Source organism: Paenibacillus favisporus, from assembly GCF_040545415.1.
Classification (GTDB): domain Bacteria; phylum Bacillota; class Bacilli; order Paenibacillales; family Paenibacillaceae; genus Paenibacillus_AQ; species Paenibacillus_AQ favisporus.
In genome coordinates, this window is sequence record NZ_JBEPLV010000002.1 from 672,608 (window position 1) to 689,780 (window position 17,173).

The following is a 17,173-nucleotide window of genomic DNA, read 5'->3' on the forward strand; positions in this document are numbered from 1 at the left end:
GGATTTTTAAAATGCAGTCTAATGTGATATACTGTTTATGGTATAAACATTTATTTGTGAGCATCATGGCTTAGGACGACTAGGGGGGAGATCTGATGAGTAATGAAGAAGTGACACCGGAAGAAGCGGCGAAGATGCTTCCTGCCGGCGCAGCGCTGAGCTGGGGACTGGTGAAGCCTCCGCAGCGGGGGCCCAAGCGGGAGATGAGCATCGACCAGATCGTGTCGAAGGCGATTGAAATCGCAGACGAGGACGGCCTCGCCGCCGTTTCGATGAACCGGATCGCGTCGGCGCTCGGTTTTACGGCGATGTCCCTTTATCGTTATATTCCAAGCAAAGACGACCTGCTCATCCTCATGCAGGATGCGGCATGCGATATTCCGCTGACTCCTGAGCGTCCCCAGCATGAATGGCGGGAGAGTATGCGCGAGTATGTACTCGGAACGGTCGCTATTTTTCGGAAACATCCATGGTATGGGGATATTCCGATCCTCGGCATTCCGATCACGCCTAACAATTTACGGATCGTCGATTGGGCGCTCCGGCCGCTGCGGGACATGCCTCTGGACGATTTCGAGAAAATGTCGATCGTTCTTTTGTTGAGCGGCTATGCCCGTCATTGCGGGATGCTCCAGCGCGACATCGACCGGGCCGTTCAGGCGGGTTCGAGCGAGGAGGAGTTCAGCGGAATCAATTATTCGGTGGCGCTTCGGACACTGGTGAAGCCTGAACCATATCCGAACCTGTACCCGATCGTTATGTCCGGGGTATATTCGGGTGAGAAAGAGGCCGAAAACACCGTAGGCGATGATTTGGAATTCGGGCTGGAGCGGATGCTGGACGGGATCGAACAGTATTTGAATCGGAAAATGAGCGGCGCATAACCAAATAAAGCTGCAGCAAAAAAAGGCTGCTTCCAGGGGGTGATTCCTGGAAGCAGCCTTTATTCATTTGCGTTGATCTTACGCGGCGGTGTGGACGGCCTTCTTCTGTTCGCGAAGCATTACGAGCGTGACTCCGGTGGCCAGGAGCAGGATGACGCCGGAGATCAGGCAGGTGGCGTGCATGGCGGTGATAAACGCTTCACGGGAAGCCCTCATGACCTGCGCCGCAGCATCCGCCGGTAAATGGAGGGCGGCGGCCGATGCGCCAGCAATGGTCTGCCCTGCTGCCTGGGCCGCATCCGGCGCGAGTCCCGAAGGCAGGAATGGGGTGACCGCGTGGCGGTAGATGGCCGCAAGGACGCAGCCGAGGAGCGCGATGCCGAATGCGCCTCCGAGCTCGTTGGACGTTTCAATGAGGCCGCCGACGGCTCCCGCACGGTCGGCCGGAGCGACGCCCACGACATAATCGGTGACGAGGGTCATGACGGATACGATGCCCGCGGCGACCAAGGCGGCGCCGACGAGCAGCACGGTCAGCGGCGAGAAGCCTTCCAGGCGGACCTGGGTCAGTACGCCGAATCCGACTGCCGACAGGAGAAAGCCGCCGGCCATGACGCGCGGTCTTCCGTAGAGTTGCGACAGTTTACCGGCAATCGGTGCCGCTGCCCCGACCACAACGGAAGGCGCCACGCTCCAGAGGGAAGCGACGAACGGGGAGTATCCAAGAACCGACTGGAGGAACTGGGTATTGATGAGCGAGCTGGCCATGAGCGTAAACGTAGCGATAAAGTTTACGAGGATCGAACCGCCAGTCCGCCGCTCCATCAGCGCACGGATATCGAGCAGCGGATTAGAGATGGTCAGCTGGCGCCGTACGAACAGGATGCCGATGAGCAGGCCTGCGGCAAGCAGTGCGGCGGGAAGGATGGCCCAGCCGTCTTCCGCCAGCGTCTTCACGCCGTAAGTCACGGGAAGGATCGCGGCGAGCGCGAGCGTCGAGCTGAATACATCGACTTTGACTTTTGCCGTGCTGCGGGACTCCGGCAGCAAAAACGGCGCGATGATGAGCAGCAGGACCATGGCGGGGATATTGATGAGGAACACGGATCCCCAGGAGAAGGAGTCGAGAAGCAGGCCGCCGATAATCGGCCCGACGGTGACACCGCCTGCCATGACGGCGCTCCAAATGGCCATCGCCTTCGTCCGCTGTGCCGGGTCCTGGAACATCGTGCGGACGAGCGCCAGCGTCGACGGCATGAGGGTGGAGCCGGCGATTCCCAGAATCCCGCGGGCCAGGATCAGCGTTTCGGCCGACTGGGCGTACGCCGCGAACAAAGAGCTCAGGGCGAATCCGACGGAACCGATCATCAGCAGGCGCCGTCGTCCAATCCGGTCGCCGACGGCGCCCATCGTCAGCAGCAGCCCGGCAAGGATGAAGCCGTAAACGTCGAAAATCCATAATTGCTGGGTGGCGGTCGGCAGCAGATCCGCGGCAATGGCCGGTGCCGCGAAGAACAGGACGGATACGTCCATCGAGACGACCATCAGCGGGAGACAAAGGATGCAAAGCGCGATCCATTCTTTGCGGCCGGCCAATTTGGCCGCGGCGGGGGTTGAAATGCTCATTTAAAATCCCTCTCTTTATTGTTTATTGTATAAACAGTAACTTTTGAAAACAGTATATTACATAAACAGTATATGGTCAAAAAAAAAAAACCGCTGGTTTGGGCGATCTGAATGAAACAGGCGTTTGAAAATGGAAAAGATCAAGATTTGGTTGAGAAAGACAGCCTGATGGCCAGGCATTTGTCCATGACAGCGGTAAGCATGACTTGTCTTGGAACCACATAAATAAGGAACGTGAGCCCTGAAAGATGACCAATGAGCAATGGAGGTGCCACATGAAAATTCACAACGCGATTCCGTGGCAGGATAATTTGTATCTGTTTCATTTTCGAAGCGTACATACGTCTCCCATTGAATATTTTCATGCACATGAAGGCTTGGAAATTCTGTTCGTCCATGAGGGAGTGGGGCGTTACGTGATCAACAATCAGTTGTATCCGCTGAAGCCGTCTACCCTGATCCTTGTCAAGCCATTTCAAATGCACGAAATCAAGGTGCAGGTTCCACCGTCTTATACACGGACTTTACTGAAGATTAAAGGCTCCGTCATGGAACGGTTCATGACTGTGCTTCCGCAGCTTGCCTCCGTTTTTGCGCTGTTTCTGGAGCATCGTCAGCCCAGCCAGGTTTTTTATCTGGCACCCGCGGACGCCTCATATCTGGAAGAACAGTTCAGACAATTAAGCCACACGCTGGCGATCGTTCCGCCTCATCTCCGGATGGATGCAGTGACGTTGTTTTCATTTCAATTTTTCGAATACTTCGTCAGCCGGATCTACGTTCCGGATTCAATGCATGAAACACAGATGCTTGGGCACGCCGGCCAGGCGGAGATCATCGGCCGGATCGTGAAGTGGATCGACAGGCATCTGAACCAGTCGTTTACGCTGCATGACCTGGCAGCCGAACTGCATTTCTCTCCGAATTATTTGTCCAAGACGTTTAAAGAACAAATGGGGGTCAGCATTACCGCTTATGCTAACGAACAACGGATGGAGCAAGCCAAAATGCTCCTGGCCGATCCCTCTCTTACCGTCGAAGACGTCAGCAGAAGGGCTGGCTTCAAATACCCGTCTTACTTCATCTCCCTGTTTAAGGCGAAATATGGACTAACGCCCCGCAGGTACCGAATGAGTATGGAAAAGTGATATTTTTAGGCCCCTTTTTGTTACGTTGGCCGAATTATAATTAAAGCGCTTTAACAACAGAGGTTTTTGTAAACGGAGGTGGGATGCAGGGCAGGAATTCATGGGTTACAAATAGGATAACGGACGAAAGGCAGTATTAACCGAAGATGAATGGGAGGTTGAATCATGTTGAGATTATCGCTCAAACGCAGTTTGGTGTTTTTATGTGGTTTCATTCTCGTCTTGGCCTGTTACCCCAGCGGGATGGTGCATGCAGCGACCAAATCCGTTCCCGCCGGGGATGTCGCCACCTTGCGCAGCTATTTGTCCAGCGCAAGTCCCGGTGACATTATCGAGGTGACGGGGACCTATAACGTCTCCGATGGAACCATTGCGACAACGGTAAGCGGCTTAGCGGGCGGCTACATCACGATCCGGGGTACGAGAGGCGGGGCGACCTTCAATTTTACGGCCTCGGCGGGCAACGCTGCTTTCCATATTAAACATAACTATTACAAGCTGGAGAACATCACGATCAACTCCAACTCCCAATCCAATAAAGGACTGCTCATCGAGGCCTCTCATGGTTACGTCACAAACGTGACGGTCAAGAACACGAAGGGCGAAGGCTTTAAAATACGCAAGAACAGCCAATACTGGCTGATTTCGAGCAGCACGGCGCAAAGCACGGGAGCGGGCGGGAAATTTGGCGAGGGCTTCTATGTGGGGGATGCCGATCAAAACTGGACGACCAGCCCTGATCCCGACCAAAGCGGGTATATCACATTTTTGAACTGCAGTGCCATCCGGACGGTCAATGACGGATTTGACTTCAAGGAAGGAACCCACCATATCAAAGTGGTCGGCGGTACCGTCGACTTCCAGAATACGGTCCCTGAATCGAGCGTAGGCAACAACGGAATCTTTATGAGAGCAAACGGGGTACAGATCATCAATACGACGGTAAAAAACAATGCTTCGACGGGTCAGGCGTTCCGGACGAGCAAAACGACGGCTTCGGACGGCGTCTCCTACGGCAGCAACCTGGAACTTAAGAACGTGACCGCTTCCAACCTATCGGGTGCCATGATCTATACGAACTATTCGTCCAATAAGCTCTATACCGATTATACGATGACAGGCGTTGCCGGCGGACTGTATGCATCCGGCTCCAAAACCGCGACGACGGCCTCGCCTTCAGGATTTGTAGAGATGACATGGCCTGGTGAAGGCGGAGCTCCGGTGATGTAAGGCTGCATGGTGATCAATCCTCAGGCCTTTGGCTTGAGGATTGATATTTTATTGTCCGGCCCCATTTTTCTATGAGACAATCCGGGATATAATGGGTTCAATCCGGAATCGCGGGTAACCGATCGAACGATATGGAAGTGAAAGAGAGGCGGAAAGCATGACTGAATACGAAAAACCAATCGTGGACATCACTTTGGTCGAGGAGACGATCAGTGAGCATCTGGGTGATGGAGCGGCGGAAATCACGCCGATGCAAGGGGGGAATTTAAGCCGCGTTTTTTCCTTTAACCATGAAGGTCAAGGGTACGTGATCAAATTCAGCGACCTTGAAGGGGCGTACCAGTCGGAAATCTACGTATCGAATCTGCTGTCCAGCCAGGGCATACCTTTCCCCCGGTGTATCGGACATGGGAAAACAGGGAATCTCGAATATTCCATTTTGGAAAAGATAGAAGGCCGCAATCTGGCGGATTTTTCGGCTGAGGAGCAGCGCCGCCGTCTTCCGGAGCTTATTCGGATTTTGACGCGCTTGAACCATATTGACCTGCGTGGAGCCCGTGGATACGGCTGGATCGGGGCGAGTGGTGACGGTGCGTTCCCAACCTGGAAGGATTATTGGGAATCCGTCTATGCGGAAGACCAAACGGGCAGCTTCTGGGAGAATTGGTACGCCTTATTCCATACCTCCTGTTTGGAGAAAGAGGTATTCGATGAGATTTACAGCCGGTTAACGGCTTATTCACACTATAACGAGCCGCACCGGTATTTTATTCATGGGGATTTTCACCAGTGGAACATCTTGTCTGACGGCAGCCGGATTACGGGAATTTTGGATTGCAACTGCGCTTACGGCGACTTTCTTGTGGATCTGGCCATTTTGGATCGGCACATGGACGGGCACAACGTCGTACAGGCTTATCAGGACCATCAAGCGCAAGCCGGAATCGTCATCCCCGATTTCAATGAGAGATTAAAGGGCGCTTATTACTTCAAAGGACTGGACGGACTGCGCTTCTATGCCAAAATGGGATGGACCGACGCCTATGCATATACTCGCAACTTCCTTCTGGGCCTGGACAAATCATAAGTCTGTTGTAACGGGCTCGGATGGGGCTGTCTGCATTTGTGTTTTGGCAACTCCGAGTGCCCTGTTCCCCCACAGCGTCTGCTCAACAAACGGGGCTTGCTCCGCTCTGCATTGGACGATCAATATTACTTCACCGGCTGTTGTCTTGACCGTCCGCATCTTTTTTCGTTTCACAAGGTTTTTTATCAAATCGTAAACAAAGCCAACAGCAAATCCGACAGCCGCTCCAATTAGCCCCCAAAAGACCGGACCCCAGTGGAGAACAAATCCTCTGGATACCCCGATGGTCCCACCCATCATGGCTAGGATAAGCCCAATATCGACTAACGAGGTACCGTCTGTACCGTGCATCGTATCAACCAACTTCATATCCATCGAACGATTATCCAGGGGGACAGCGTAAATATGGACGACCTCGTTTTCCTTAAGCTTGCTTATAGCCAGCTCAACATAGTGTGAATGCTGAAATGTAGAGAAAAATTGGATTCCCATTAGACTTTTTCTCCCTTATGCAGTACAAAATTTTGCGGCTGATAGTTTTCTTTCAAGTAATCGGCTTGTTCCCAATCAAACAGTTTCGTCAGCTCTACGGCATTGATGTAAGAATCATACATTGTGAAGAAGTAGATCGAGGGGAAGTAAAGGAACCACTGAACGCCCATCACTTCTCTTGATTTGGGGAAGTTCCCCAGCAAAAAGTAGTGCATGCCTTCAATCATATTGGAATGAATGACAATCATCACGGTCATAGCAAGCGTCAAAACAGCAGCTAGGATCCGATGAATATACAGTTGTCCAAGACTTGGAATCGTCATTGCCCAGACCAATGCAATCCACGGCTTTTTCTTGTCCAGATAGTTGATCTCAAAGGGGCTCACCGAAAAATTCGGGTATTTGGCATTTTCCCTTTTCGCCAACAGGTGAACCTTATTCAGGTCAACTGTGGTCCGATAGCTGTCCCATATGGCAAACAAATAAACCGGGATATAGAGATAAATGTACTTTTCATTTAATACAGCCTTTGCCTGGGCGATATCTCCGTTAAACGAATACATAATGGCTGTATTCAGCTGGGTTTTTTGATTGATATAAAATTCCCAAAAAAATAATGCGAACCCGGAAATGAATTTGTGTAATAAGATGTGGCCGAATCCGGGGAACGCTACGGACCATAACGCTACGACCAGGGGATTACGCTGGTGAAGCTGGATGGTGCCGAACGTCGTTACATAGGCATGATAATAACGGTTTCTATATTTGTTTCTAAAGTTGTTCACTTATCAACGCTCCAATGGAAATACAGTTTAATCGAATTTTTTGTCAATTGGCGAAAGATTATTCTTCCTTGGGAGGTATAACGCGATTGGCTTAAAGAAGACATGGAATTAGCGGGATGACTTTGGGGAAGTTTAAGGACAATCCAAACGGACGATGAAACGGTGCATAAAAAGGAGCTGCATTACTTTTGTCAGACCGATATCCTTCCTTTGAAGAAATCAAAGATGTAGATCGTAAACTTACTGAAATGAGAAAACTGTATTATTATCGCCATGACCTGTTCTCGATTCAATGGTGGTTTTTGTTGGTGCTTTTGATTGTGCCATGGATCATTTGGTGGAAAATGGTCGATAAATCAAGACTGAAGGATATTTTACTTTACGGTTTTGCAATAACCATCGTTATTGTCCTGCTGGATGATATTGGCAGCGAACTGGGATTATGGTCTTACCCTCATCAAGTCTTCAGGCTGATTCCTCGCCTAAGCCCGATTGATTACTCCGTATTACCTGTTATCCATATGTTGATCTATCAGTATTTTAGAAGTTGGAAGTCATTCGTTGTCGCCAACGTCATACTGGCCCTAGGGGCTGCCTTCATTGCAGAGCCCTTCTTTGTCTGGATTGATATTTATGATATGGACCATTGGAAATCTATTTATTCGTTCCCGCTATATATAGCTAAAGCCTGTTTTGTTAAGTGGTCGCTGGAATTCATGCTATCTAAGGCAAACCGATCACAACAAAAACCTGCGAACTAGAAGAAGGCATTGAGCCCGCTTTAAGTTCCAGGATACAATATCGATATACTGAATAACGCATCGAAGGCGAATTCGATGCGTTATTTTATGGTTTGTTATACGATTCCACTTTCTGAAACCGGTTAGCCTAACCTTGATGAAAAGGGGGAGCTGTGCGCGTAGATTACTGTTGTCCTTTGGCAAGGATCCGGAATGTAATGCCGAATGGATCCGTCACATTGCCGTAAGCAGGACTGAAGAAGCTGGCTTCAAGCGGCGTATTCACTTGACCGCCCTGTTTCAAGGCGTCAAAATATCGGGTGGCCTGATCTTTGTCATCGGTTTGCACGACGATAGTCACTGGCGAGCCCTTTTGGTAACTGCTGCTGGTAACAAGGTCGGACAATTGGAGCTGCGATTCACCGATGACCAAGACCGCAAAGGATATCCAGTCTTTTTTCTCCGGCGGCAGCGGGGATTCCGGATTTTCCGGTAAATCGCCAAGCCGTTGCGCATAGACGACCTTGGCTTCCAGCGCTTTGACGTAAAAATCGATAGCCTCATTTGCTTGACCATTCATTTCAATAAAAGGGATTAAACTCGTGCTCACAACAATCATCTCCTGTACATGTTTTTTACCGGGATACCGACGGACCTTTTATTTCGCAGCGGGATTCCCTTCACTACCAATGTCGTTCACCGGCAGGTAAACGTGACCGTTAAAGTTAAAATATTTTTTTGCGATTTTTTTACGATTTCGGTCACATCCGTTAGATTTCTTACGACATATTAGTAATAAGGAAAAGGAAAGGTTGGGGCGCGTGAACGATCACAACGGGCTTGCAGAACAATTCGAATCGCATCGGAATCACCTTCAGTTTGTGGCTTACCGAATACTGGGATCACGGAATGAGGCGGATGACGCCGTACAGGAGTCATGGATACGTCTTAGCCGTTCGGATATGAGCAGCGTGGAAAATATCGGGGGATGGATGACGACGATCGTCTCGCGGGTTTGTTTGGATATGCTCCGAGCCCGTAAATCAAGGCATGAAGATCTGACGATAGATCGTGCACCAGAGCCAGTTACCCACTTCCGTGACGGAAGCGACCCGGAGTATGAAGCGCTGATGGCCGATGCTGTGGGGCATGCCATGCTTGTGGTCTTAGGAACATTAAGTCCCGCCGAACGAATCGCGTTCGTGCTGCACGATATTTTCGGCATGTCTTTCGCGGATATTGCTTCCATCTTGGAAAGAAATGAGGCGGCAGCCAGAAAGCTTGCCAGCCGTGCACGTCAACGGGTGAAGGGGGATGAATCGGCTTCAAGAGCAGAAGAGCTCAGGCGCAAACAGGAGCTGGTGGATGCATTCCTTGCTGCATCGCGCGCCGGAGATTTTGAGAAACTTCTCTCTATCCTGGATCCGAATGTCGTGACACGAAACGATCCGGCATTTCCGCCGGCCGCAAACGCGCCGGTTGTTGTTCATGGTTCGCAAGCTGCGGCCAAGCAATTCGCAGGCCGTGCCCAAGGTGCCCAGCCTGCGCTCGTGAACGGTTCCGTAGGCGCCGTTATAGGTCCGCTTGATCGAATCCTGTTCGTACTCGTCTTTACGGTAAAGAATGATAAAATCACCGAAATCGAAATGATTGCCGATCCGGCGCGCCTGCGCCAGCTTGACCTGGCCTTGTTGAACGATTAACGGGTATAAAGAACATGGAGAAATGATCTTGAAGCAAGGAAAAGGCACCGTTTGCAGCCGTAAGGCTTGCAGCGGGTGCCTTTTTTCTTGTCAAACCCCGGTCAGGTCAACCGGTATACTCTGGCTTCATAGGGGCGCAGCTCAATGCGGTCTCCTTCCGCGTCAGGCGGCAGATCGTAATTGCTGATCAGCAGGTCTCGCGACATGCCCCGCAGCGTTTTCGGCCATTCCATGACCGGCGTATCATCAAAAAAGTTAAGGATGACCAGGACGGTGTCTTGCTCGAGCGTACGGGTGTAAACATAGAGATCCGGATCCAAACGGCGGATTCTTTCCACCAGGTTTCGTTCATGTGCGCATTCCTCCTGTCCGTGCATGAAATGGGTTGTATGGGGAATTAACCGTGTCCCCCTTGAAAAGCGGGGTATTTGGTCATCCCGCCGTCCGCAAACAGGGTAATGCCCGTAACATAACTGGACTCGGAGGAGGCAAGCCATGCGGCTGCAGCGGCGATTTCCTCCGGCTTGCCGATATACCCGAGCGGGATCAGCGCCTCAACGCTTGCTTTGGCGGCAGGATCGGAAAACTTGGCGGCATTGATCGGCGTATCGATCGCACCGGGACCGAGGCTGTTGACGCGGATTCCCTTCGGCGCAAATTCCAGCGCCAGCGTCTCGGTCATCATTTTGATCCCGCCCTTGCTCGCGGCATAATGCACGAAATGGGGCCACGGAATCATCTCGTGCACGCTCGAAACGTTGATGATCCGTCCCTTGATCCGGTGTTCCAGCATGTAATCGATCGCCTCGCGGCAGCCGAGGAAAGCCCCGGTCAGATTCACGTCCAGCACCTTCCGCCAGTCCTCCAGCGTCAGGTCTTCCGAGGGGACTTCGTTTTCGATGCCTGCGTTGTTGACCATGACGTCCAGCGAGCCAAAATGCTCATGCGCGGCGGCTACCAGCTTTTTGACATCCTCTTCACGGGTGACATCGCCGTACACGCCTATCGCTTGACCGCCGCTTTGTTCAATCTCCTGGATGATGGAATTCACTTCCTGCTCGCCGCTGCGGTAGTTTATGACCACATTCATCTTTTCCCGACCGAACCTCAGCGCCATAGCTCGTCCGATGCCGGAAGAAGCTCCGGTAATAATGGCTGTGTTACCCTCAAGATCCTTGTACACAATCAATCCCTCCTGTCGTCCCATCATAATGACTACAATAGTATTTAACCGGAACGGGTATGGTTCAACAGGGCGGGGTCATAACTTCCGTAGAAGAAACGGCATTATAGCATCAGAATCAGTCTATGAGTCATTTCCATTTGACAATAACGTTCGGTAGGTGTAATTTATAACTAACCAGTTAGTTATAAATACTAATGGCGCATACTAAGAGAGTGGGAGAGGATTCGACAATGAATGATCGTACTTGGCTGATTACCGGCATTAGCAGCGGCTTTGGACGTCAAATGACGGAGCAGCTTTTGAAACGCGGGGAACGGGTCGCGGGAACGGTCCGCAATATGGAGGCCGTGAATGATTTGCAAGCAAAATATGGCGACCTATTATGGGTTTCCAAGCTGGATGTCACCGATACGCCCGCCATACACCGGGTTGTGGACAACGCTTTTCATGATCTCGGCAGCATCGACGTCGTGGTCAACAACGCGGGGTACGGCCTTTTCGGCGCGGCAGAGGAATTGACAGATGAGCAGATACGCCATCAGCTTGAAACGAACCTGATCGGATCCATCCAGGTGGTGCGTGCGGCTCTTCCACACTTGCGAAAACAAGGCTATGGGCGGATCCTCCAGCTGTCGACCGTAGGCGGCCAGACCGCTTTCCCGGGAAGTTCTTTGTATCATGCGAGCAAATGGGGAATTGAGGGGTTTGCCGAATCGGTCATGGCTGAAGTTGCCCCTTTTAATATAGGCGTCACTATTGTGGAGCCGGGCAGTGCAAGGACGAACTTCCGGTATCAAAGCTCCACGCTGGCACCAAAGATAGATGCTTATGAGGCCTCCCCGGCCATCCATGCGCGGCGGATTATCGAAGAAGCCAAGGCACCCTCGCTAGGGGACCCTGCCAAAATGGCTGCTGCGATGATTAACAGTGTAGACCAGAATCCGGCACCTAAAAGAATCGTGCTGGGCAGCGACGCATATTCGACGATTCACAAAGCTCTTACCGAGCGGCTGGCGGAATTGGAACAGCAAAAGGATCTCGCTTTTTCAACCGACTTCAACTGATTTCCGTATGAACATATTAAAAACAAGCGTCCTGATCATTCAGGGCGCTTGTTTATTGGCGGCTATTTCCACTTTTTATATTCATTCGGCGTGACGCCGACCACTTTCTTAAACAGCTTATTAAAGTAAGCGGGATCCGCATATCCTACTTCCGCTCCGATTTGGTGCACCTTCATGTTCGTCTCGGTTCGCAAAAGGCGTTTGGCGTTTTTTAGACGCACGTCGGTGATGTACTCGGTCAGCGTCAGACCGGTCTCCTGCTTGAACAGCTTGCTGAGGTAGCTCGGTGTCAGATACACCATGGCCGCCAGTGTGTTCAGCTCGGCATGCTCACTGTAATGCTCGGCGATCCAGCGCTTGACGATCTCTACGGCTTTACCGCCCATCTCGCTGCGCAATCCGTACACTTTTTCCAGTGCCGACCTGAACGCTTCCACAAAACAATCTTCCATGTCGGAGAAGCTCATGCAGGCTCGCAGCTGCGTCTCCAGCCGGGCGCGGGCTTCTTTGCCCCGAATCTCCCTGTACTCCTGCACTTCCCGGCTTGCCATATCCTCCAGCTGACGGCAGACACGGACGATCGTCCCGGTACCTGCACGCTGCTCTTTCAGCCGCCCAAAGCACTGACGGACACATTCCAGCACGGCTGGAATATGGAGGAGCTGCAGCTGCTCGGCAAGGTTCATGCCGCGGACGGCATCCTCCGCATCGACGATGTCCCCGGAAGCTTCCCCGGCATAACCGGCGGCATAATATGGGGCCGAATCTGAATATAGGCCCAGATCACAGGCTTGCATGGCTTCCTCATAGGAGACTCTGAGTTCGGCAGCGTCGTTGTGGATGCGGCTGAATCCGATATGAACCGCCGTTTCCTCTTCGCTTTGTTCCTCCGCGCCGCCCAGCAGACGGGCGATCCGGTCCAATTGTTCCTGCCCTGGAGCTTCCGGAAAATAAAAGACCCAGGCGAGCATGCGCTCCTGGACCGAGATCCAGTCACAGACGAGCTCCGGATGCTGTTGGATCCGCCCGGCTGCGGCTTCCAGCGATCCGCCCTTCTGAACGAACGTGGCATAACAGGACAGGGGCAGCCCGGTATCTTCGGAAAGATAGGGAAGGGGAGACTCGCTCAGAAAACAGGAATGAAGCAGCCGCTTGCGGCTCAAGGCTTCTTTCTCGAGCAAAGACTGATGCTCCTCGTCCAATTGGTACAACAGCTCAAACAGCTGCTCTTTGTTGATCGGCTTGAGCAGGTAGTCGACCGCGGAAGCGCGGATCGCTTCCCTGGCATAGTTAAATTCGGTGAAACCGCTCATCAGGATGGAACGGACGTGCGGGCGGGCAGCCTTCAGCTGCTTGATCAGGTCCAGACCGTCCACAATCGGCATCCGGATATCGGTAATGACCACGTCGACCTCCAGGCCGGGAAGGCTGTCCAGTACATCCTTGCCGTCCGGAAACTGCCCGACCACACGGAAGAGGCTGCTTTCCTTTTCGATCATGCGCGACAGGCCTTCGCGAATCAGAACTTCATCGTCCACAATCACAATTCGAAGCATATTTCTCTCCCGCCTTTGCTGTAATGATGTTTACTCTTGGTCTTCGTCGGGGAGTTCTTCCTTAATGCGCACAATGACCCGGGTTCCGTGCCCGGGCTCACTCTCCACTTCAAGACCGCAGGAGCCGCCGTAATGGAGACGTACCCGCTCGGCCACATTATGCAGCCCGATGCCGAATGCACCGCCCGAGTCGCCGTGCTTCAGGCTGCGGTTCAGCTGCTGGACGGTATCCGCATCCATGCCGACTCCATCATCGCCGATCACGAAGACGACGTGGTCCTGTTCGCGCGAAGCGGTGATGGTGATCGTGCCGAGTCCGGGCTTGCGCTCCAGCCCATGAAAGACCGAGTTTTCCACAATCGGCTGGAACACCAGCTTGAGCACCGACAGGCCAAGGTAGGGCTCAGGCACATCCATGATGAGCCGGAATTTGTCCGGGAAGCGGATGGCCAGCAGGTCGAAGTAGTTGCGGACATGCTCCAGCTCCTGCCGGATGGTCACCGGGTCCCCGCTGCGGACGATGGAATATCTCATTTGGTTTCCCAGCAGGTAGGTCAGCTTGGCGACGCGCGGATCGTCGTTGCTCTCGGCCAGCATCCGGATGGACTCGAGCGTATTGTAAATAAAATGAGGGTTGATCTGGCTCTGCAGCGCCCTCATGTCGGCGGTCTGCTTGCGTTTTTCGGTCAGCTTGATTTCGGTGAGCAGGTCCTTGACCCGTAGAATCATCCGGTTGAAATGGCTGCCCAGCATGCCGATCTCATCATTATATTTTGGCGATATCCAGACGTCGAGGTTGCCGTGCTGAACTTTGCGCATCAGCCGAACCATGGATTTCAGCGGTTTGGTCAAGGCGTGAGAGAAGAAGGTTGCGACGAACAGGGCGATCGCCAGCAGGATTAAGGTCGTAACCATCAGCGCCCGGCTGTTCTGCTGCACCTTGTACAATATTTTGGACAGCGGAATCGTGACGGACGTCGTCCATCCGGTCTGATCCGACGTGTAGTAGACGGTCAGGTAACGGGTTCCGTGTATCGTCGATTCAAAATGGCCTTCCTTTTGACCCTTGGCCGCCGCCATCAGTGCGGTCAGCCGATCCTGAACCGAATTCGCACTGCCGCTAGCGTACACCAGCTGTCCTTGCTCATCCATAATGAGCGAGCTGCCCTGGGTCACCCGATCCATTGGCTCGACGATGCCTTGAAACAGGCGGATATCGATATCCAGGACGATGATGCCGAGATATTGGAGCGAGCTGGCCGAGTTAATGGTCCGCAGCACGCTGATGACATCCATCGTACTGCTGCCGTTGACCGTGATCGGGTGGCGGCCTTCCAGGATCGGACGGGCTCCGCCCGCCTCGCTTAAGAGCTTCTTCCAGCCGGGAAGCTGATTTTCGGCCGACAGATCGTTGATGTTCCCGTTCTTGTCATAAAAAATATTATCGTACCGGTCAACGAGGTAGACGGCCACGACGTCTTTTTTGGTATGGCTCAGATAGCTGAGAAACATGCCCATGCTCTCGTTCTTGTACCAGTCGGTGTGTTCCTGTCCGAGATAGTACTGCACATCCTTGTTATACAGGGGAAGCGCCGTGTAGCGCTTCAGGTCGTCCACGTACCGGTCGATCGTATCGGAGGCGTTGTCGGCCATCTGTCCCGCGTTGTTGGTGGCGTTCTGCAGCACGGAATTGAACGTGGACCTTGCCGACAGGTAGCTGACATAAGTGATGGGCAGCGATAACAGAAAGACAAATACGAGAATCAGCTTTTTCTCCAATGACAGATTGGCCAGAAAGAGCCATCCCCTGCGTATGATGCGGCCGATTGCAGTACTCATAACCGATAGTCCACTCCCTGATGCTTGTCTTATTTAACCGCTCCGCTGGTTACTCCTTCAAAGATATAACGCTGCAGGAAAAAGTACAATATGACCGTAGGCAAAAGGATGACCAGAATCGCGGCGCAGATGAGGTTCCAATCGGCCGTGTTGACGCCCTGGAACCGCATCAATACAGTGGTTACGACGCCGAGGCTCTGCTTCGGCATGTATAAATATGGAATGTACATATCGTTATAAATGCTGATCGTTTTCAGGATAATGAGCGTCGCCGTGGCTGGTGTCAGCAGCGGAAAAATGATCGAACGGTAAATTTTGAACAGGGATGCGCCTTCCACCATGGCGTTTTCATCCAGGTCATAAGGGATGTTGCGAATGAACTGCAGGTATAGAATGATCTGGATGACGTCGGCTCCGATGTACAAGACGATCGGGGCACCCATCGTGTTGTACAGCCCTAGGCTTTTGATAATGCCGAATGTGGCAACCTGTGTCGTGATGCTCGGGATGATGGTAGCGACAAGGTACGCCCCGAACACGATCGGTTTCAGTTTGAAATCGAACCGGCCAAGGACATAGGCGACCATCGTGCCGAACAAAATGTTCAGCGCGAGCGAGACGACGATAATGATCAGAATGTTGCCGAACCCGCTGAGCAGGCCGCCGCGCTCGAACACGACCTTGAAATTTTCGAAATTCAAAAAGTTATGAGGCAGCGACATTGAGCTGCTGCTGTTAAATTCATCCCTCGATTTGAATGCGTTGATGATGACGACATAGGGAGGGAACAGGACGACGAATACCCCGATGAGCAGGGTCAAGTACTTAATCAGGTCCTGGATCCGGAATTTGGACGAGTGCATTATTTATTTCCTCCTCTGCTGAGCACAAGCTGCTGAACGGCCAGTACGATGACCACAAAGAACAATAAGATGACGCTCATCGCCGAGGCCAATCCATAGTTGTTGTAGGCGAAGGCCGTTTCCACGACGCGCTGCACATAGGTCTGGCTCGCTCCCGCAGGTCCGCCTTTGGTCAGCACAAACGGAAGGTCGAACACTTCGAGCGCGCCCGTCACGGTCAGGAACAGGTTCAGCTGAATGACCGGCTTCATGTTCGGCAGCGTGATTTTCCACAGGGTCTGCAAAGAGCCGGCACCGTCGATTTTCGCCGCTTCGTAAATATCCTTCGGAATAGCCTGAAGGGAAGCGATGTAAATGACCATGTTGTAGCCCATGAAGCGCCACAGACCGGTAGAGGCCAGCGCATAGTTGACAAGCCCTTCCGTGCCAAGCCAGCTCGTTTCGCCAAGATGCTTCAGTCCAAGGCTGGAGAGGAACAGGTTCAGCGAGCCGTTGGTCGTGTCAAACACGTATCCGAACATAAAAGCGACCGCCACGCCGTTCATAATGTAAGGCAGAAACAGCAGAATCCGGAACACGTTCCGGCCGCGCAGCCGGCTGTTCAGGACGACAGCAAAATAAATGGCGATAATATTCTGGACGATCCCCATCGCAAAATAAGCGAAGTTGTGCTCAAACACTTTGAAAATATCCGAATTGGAGAACACTTCCCGGTAATTGTCCAGGCCGACCCAAGGCTTCTCCGGGCTGTAGCCGTCCCAGTTCGTAAAGCTGTAATAGATAAGCTTGATCGCCGGGTAGTAGGTGAAGGTGGCTAGTAGAATTAAAGGAATCAGTAAAAAAGAGACGATAATGATCGTCTTCTGTTTGCGGTACGAGAGCGTTCCGAACATGCTATACCTTCTTTCTGCAAGCTTTTAGGCGTTTTGGATGCAAGCCGACAGCAAAGCGGATTACCTCCTAAGGCGGA

Annotated in this window: 17 protein-coding genes; 7 read left to right on the top strand and 10 right to left on the bottom strand. The window is 52.3% G+C overall.

The features are described 5' to 3' along the window. Positions 1-95: 95 nt before the first annotated feature. Positions 96-884 (top strand): TetR/AcrR family transcriptional regulator, encoded by a 789-nt coding sequence (locus tag ABID47_RS11120; protein ID WP_354496634.1) that lies wholly within the window; start codon positions 96-98, stop codon positions 882-884. 78 nt (positions 885-962) lie between these two features. Here ABID47_RS11120 and ABID47_RS11125 read toward each other — a convergent pair whose 3' ends face one another. After that, positions 963-2,510, bottom strand: coding sequence for an MFS transporter (locus ABID47_RS11125; protein WP_354496636.1), 1,548 nt, complete (start codon positions 2,508-2,510; stop codon positions 963-965). A 275-nt stretch (positions 2,511-2,785) separates the two neighbouring features. Between ABID47_RS11125 and ABID47_RS11130 the strand changes: the two genes are divergently transcribed. The 3 genes from ABID47_RS11130 (at position 2,786) to ABID47_RS11140 (ending at position 5,975) form a co-directional block, all read left to right on the top strand. Then, positions 2,786-3,658, top strand: a complete 873-nt coding sequence (locus ABID47_RS11130; protein ID WP_354496638.1) for an AraC family transcriptional regulator — start codon at positions 2,786-2,788, stop codon at positions 3,656-3,658. Between the two features lie 165 nt (positions 3,659-3,823). Then, positions 3,824-4,888 (top strand): right-handed parallel beta-helix repeat-containing protein, encoded by a 1,065-nt coding sequence (locus ABID47_RS11135; protein WP_354496640.1) that lies wholly within the window; start codon positions 3,824-3,826, stop codon positions 4,886-4,888. A 157-nt stretch (positions 4,889-5,045) separates the two neighbouring features. Next, positions 5,046-5,975 (top strand): phosphotransferase family protein, encoded by a 930-nt coding sequence (locus ABID47_RS11140; protein WP_354496642.1) that lies wholly within the window; start codon positions 5,046-5,048, stop codon positions 5,973-5,975. On the opposite strand, the gene ABID47_RS11145 is transcribed toward ABID47_RS11140, so the two are convergent. Both ABID47_RS11145 and ABID47_RS11150 read right to left on the bottom strand, forming a co-directional pair. Then, on the bottom strand, positions 5,970-6,467 hold the full coding sequence (locus tag ABID47_RS11145; RefSeq protein WP_354496644.1) for a hypothetical protein: 498 nt from the start codon (positions 6,465-6,467) through the stop codon (positions 5,970-5,972). The two genes, ABID47_RS11140 and ABID47_RS11145, sit on opposite strands and share 6 nt — an antisense overlap. Next, positions 6,467-7,252, bottom strand: coding sequence for a hypothetical protein (locus ABID47_RS11150; RefSeq protein ID WP_354496646.1), 786 nt, complete (start codon positions 7,250-7,252; stop codon positions 6,467-6,469). The genes ABID47_RS11145 and ABID47_RS11150 overlap by 1 nt, the downstream gene beginning before the upstream one ends. A 188-nt stretch (positions 7,253-7,440) precedes the next feature. Here ABID47_RS11150 and ABID47_RS11155 point away from each other — a divergent pair, with 188 nt between their 5' ends. Continuing rightward, positions 7,441-8,013, top strand: coding sequence for a CBO0543 family protein (locus tag ABID47_RS11155; RefSeq protein WP_354496648.1), 573 nt, complete (start codon positions 7,441-7,443; stop codon positions 8,011-8,013). A 163-nt stretch (positions 8,014-8,176) separates the two neighbouring features. Here the strand turns inward: ABID47_RS11155 and ABID47_RS11160 are convergent, their stop codons facing one another. Beyond that, positions 8,177-8,602, bottom strand: a complete 426-nt coding sequence (locus ABID47_RS11160; RefSeq protein ID WP_105443937.1) for a VOC family protein — start codon at positions 8,600-8,602, stop codon at positions 8,177-8,179. A gap of 211 nt (positions 8,603-8,813) precedes the next feature. Here ABID47_RS11160 and ABID47_RS11165 point away from each other — a divergent pair, with 211 nt between their 5' ends. Beyond that, on the top strand, positions 8,814-9,695 hold the full coding sequence (locus ABID47_RS11165) for a sigma-70 family RNA polymerase sigma factor (protein WP_354496650.1): 882 nt from the start codon (positions 8,814-8,816) through the stop codon (positions 9,693-9,695). 101 nt (positions 9,696-9,796) lie between these two features. Here the strand turns inward: ABID47_RS11165 and ABID47_RS11170 are convergent, their stop codons facing one another. Together ABID47_RS11170 and ABID47_RS11175 are read right to left on the bottom strand one after the other, a co-directional pair. Further along, complete coding sequence (locus ABID47_RS11170) at positions 9,797-10,033, bottom strand: alpha-glucosidase C-terminal domain-containing protein (protein ID WP_354496652.1); 237 nt, start codon at positions 10,031-10,033, stop codon at positions 9,797-9,799. Positions 10,034-10,092: 59 nt separating this feature from the next. Continuing rightward, positions 10,093-10,878 carry a glucose-1-dehydrogenase gene (locus ABID47_RS11175; RefSeq protein WP_145024710.1) on the bottom strand — a complete coding sequence of 262 codons (786 nt, stop codon included), beginning with the start codon at positions 10,876-10,878 and terminating at the stop codon, positions 10,093-10,095. A 233-nt stretch (positions 10,879-11,111) separates the two neighbouring features. Here ABID47_RS11175 and ABID47_RS11180 point away from each other — a divergent pair, with 233 nt between their 5' ends. Then, positions 11,112-11,945 (top strand): SDR family oxidoreductase, encoded by an 834-nt coding sequence (locus ABID47_RS11180; RefSeq protein WP_354496654.1) that lies wholly within the window; start codon positions 11,112-11,114, stop codon positions 11,943-11,945. Positions 11,946-12,007: 62 nt separating this feature from the next. On the opposite strand, the gene ABID47_RS11185 is transcribed toward ABID47_RS11180, so the two are convergent. From ABID47_RS11185 to ABID47_RS11200, 4 genes are read right to left on the bottom strand one after another with little or no spacing between them, the layout of a single operon-like run. Next, positions 12,008-13,501, bottom strand: coding sequence for a response regulator (locus tag ABID47_RS11185; protein ID WP_354496656.1), 1,494 nt, complete (start codon positions 13,499-13,501; stop codon positions 12,008-12,010). Between the two features lie 30 nt (positions 13,502-13,531). Then, entirely contained in the window at positions 13,532-15,340 is a 1,809-nt protein-coding gene (locus ABID47_RS11190; RefSeq protein WP_354496658.1) for a cache domain-containing sensor histidine kinase, read from the bottom strand. A 29-nt stretch (positions 15,341-15,369) separates the two neighbouring features. Next, the gene (locus ABID47_RS11195; protein WP_076169145.1) at positions 15,370-16,203 is read right to left on the bottom strand and encodes a carbohydrate ABC transporter permease; all 834 of its coding nucleotides are present in this window, start codon (positions 16,201-16,203) and stop codon (positions 15,370-15,372) included. Continuing rightward, positions 16,203-17,096 carry a carbohydrate ABC transporter permease gene (locus ABID47_RS11200; RefSeq protein ID WP_076169143.1) on the bottom strand — a complete coding sequence of 298 codons (894 nt, stop codon included), beginning with the start codon at positions 17,094-17,096 and terminating at the stop codon, positions 16,203-16,205. Before ABID47_RS11200 ends, ABID47_RS11195 begins: the two co-directional genes overlap by 1 nt. Positions 17,097-17,173: the final 77 nt, after the last annotated feature.

Bases quoted from the DNA above. Each gene is read 5' to 3' on its own strand.
- ABID47_RS11120 (WP_354496634.1), top strand. From the start codon at position 96: ATGAGTAATGAAGAAGTGACACCGGAAGAAGCGGCGAAGATGCTTCCT.
- ABID47_RS11125 (WP_354496636.1), bottom strand. From the start codon at position 2,510: ATGAGCATTTCAACCCCCGCCGCGGCCAAATTGGCCGGCCGCAAAGAA.
- ABID47_RS11130 (WP_354496638.1), top strand. From the start codon at position 2,786: ATGAAAATTCACAACGCGATTCCGTGGCAGGATAATTTGTATCTGTTT.
- ABID47_RS11135 (WP_354496640.1), top strand. From the start codon at position 3,824: ATGTTGAGATTATCGCTCAAACGCAGTTTGGTGTTTTTATGTGGTTTC.
- ABID47_RS11140 (WP_354496642.1), top strand. From the start codon at position 5,046: ATGACTGAATACGAAAAACCAATCGTGGACATCACTTTGGTCGAGGAG.
- ABID47_RS11145 (WP_354496644.1), bottom strand. From the start codon at position 6,467: ATGGGAATCCAATTTTTCTCTACATTTCAGCATTCACACTATGTTGAG.
- ABID47_RS11180 (WP_354496654.1), top strand. From the start codon at position 11,112: ATGAATGATCGTACTTGGCTGATTACCGGCATTAGCAGCGGCTTTGGA.
- ABID47_RS11185 (WP_354496656.1), bottom strand. From the start codon at position 13,501: ATGCTTCGAATTGTGATTGTGGACGATGAAGTTCTGATTCGCGAAGGC.
- ABID47_RS11190 (WP_354496658.1), bottom strand. From the start codon at position 15,340: ATGAGTACTGCAATCGGCCGCATCATACGCAGGGGATGGCTCTTTCTG.
- ABID47_RS11195 (WP_076169145.1), bottom strand. From the start codon at position 16,203: ATGCACTCGTCCAAATTCCGGATCCAGGACCTGATTAAGTACTTGACC.
- ABID47_RS11200 (WP_076169143.1), bottom strand. From the start codon at position 17,096: ATGTTCGGAACGCTCTCGTACCGCAAACAGAAGACGATCATTATCGTC.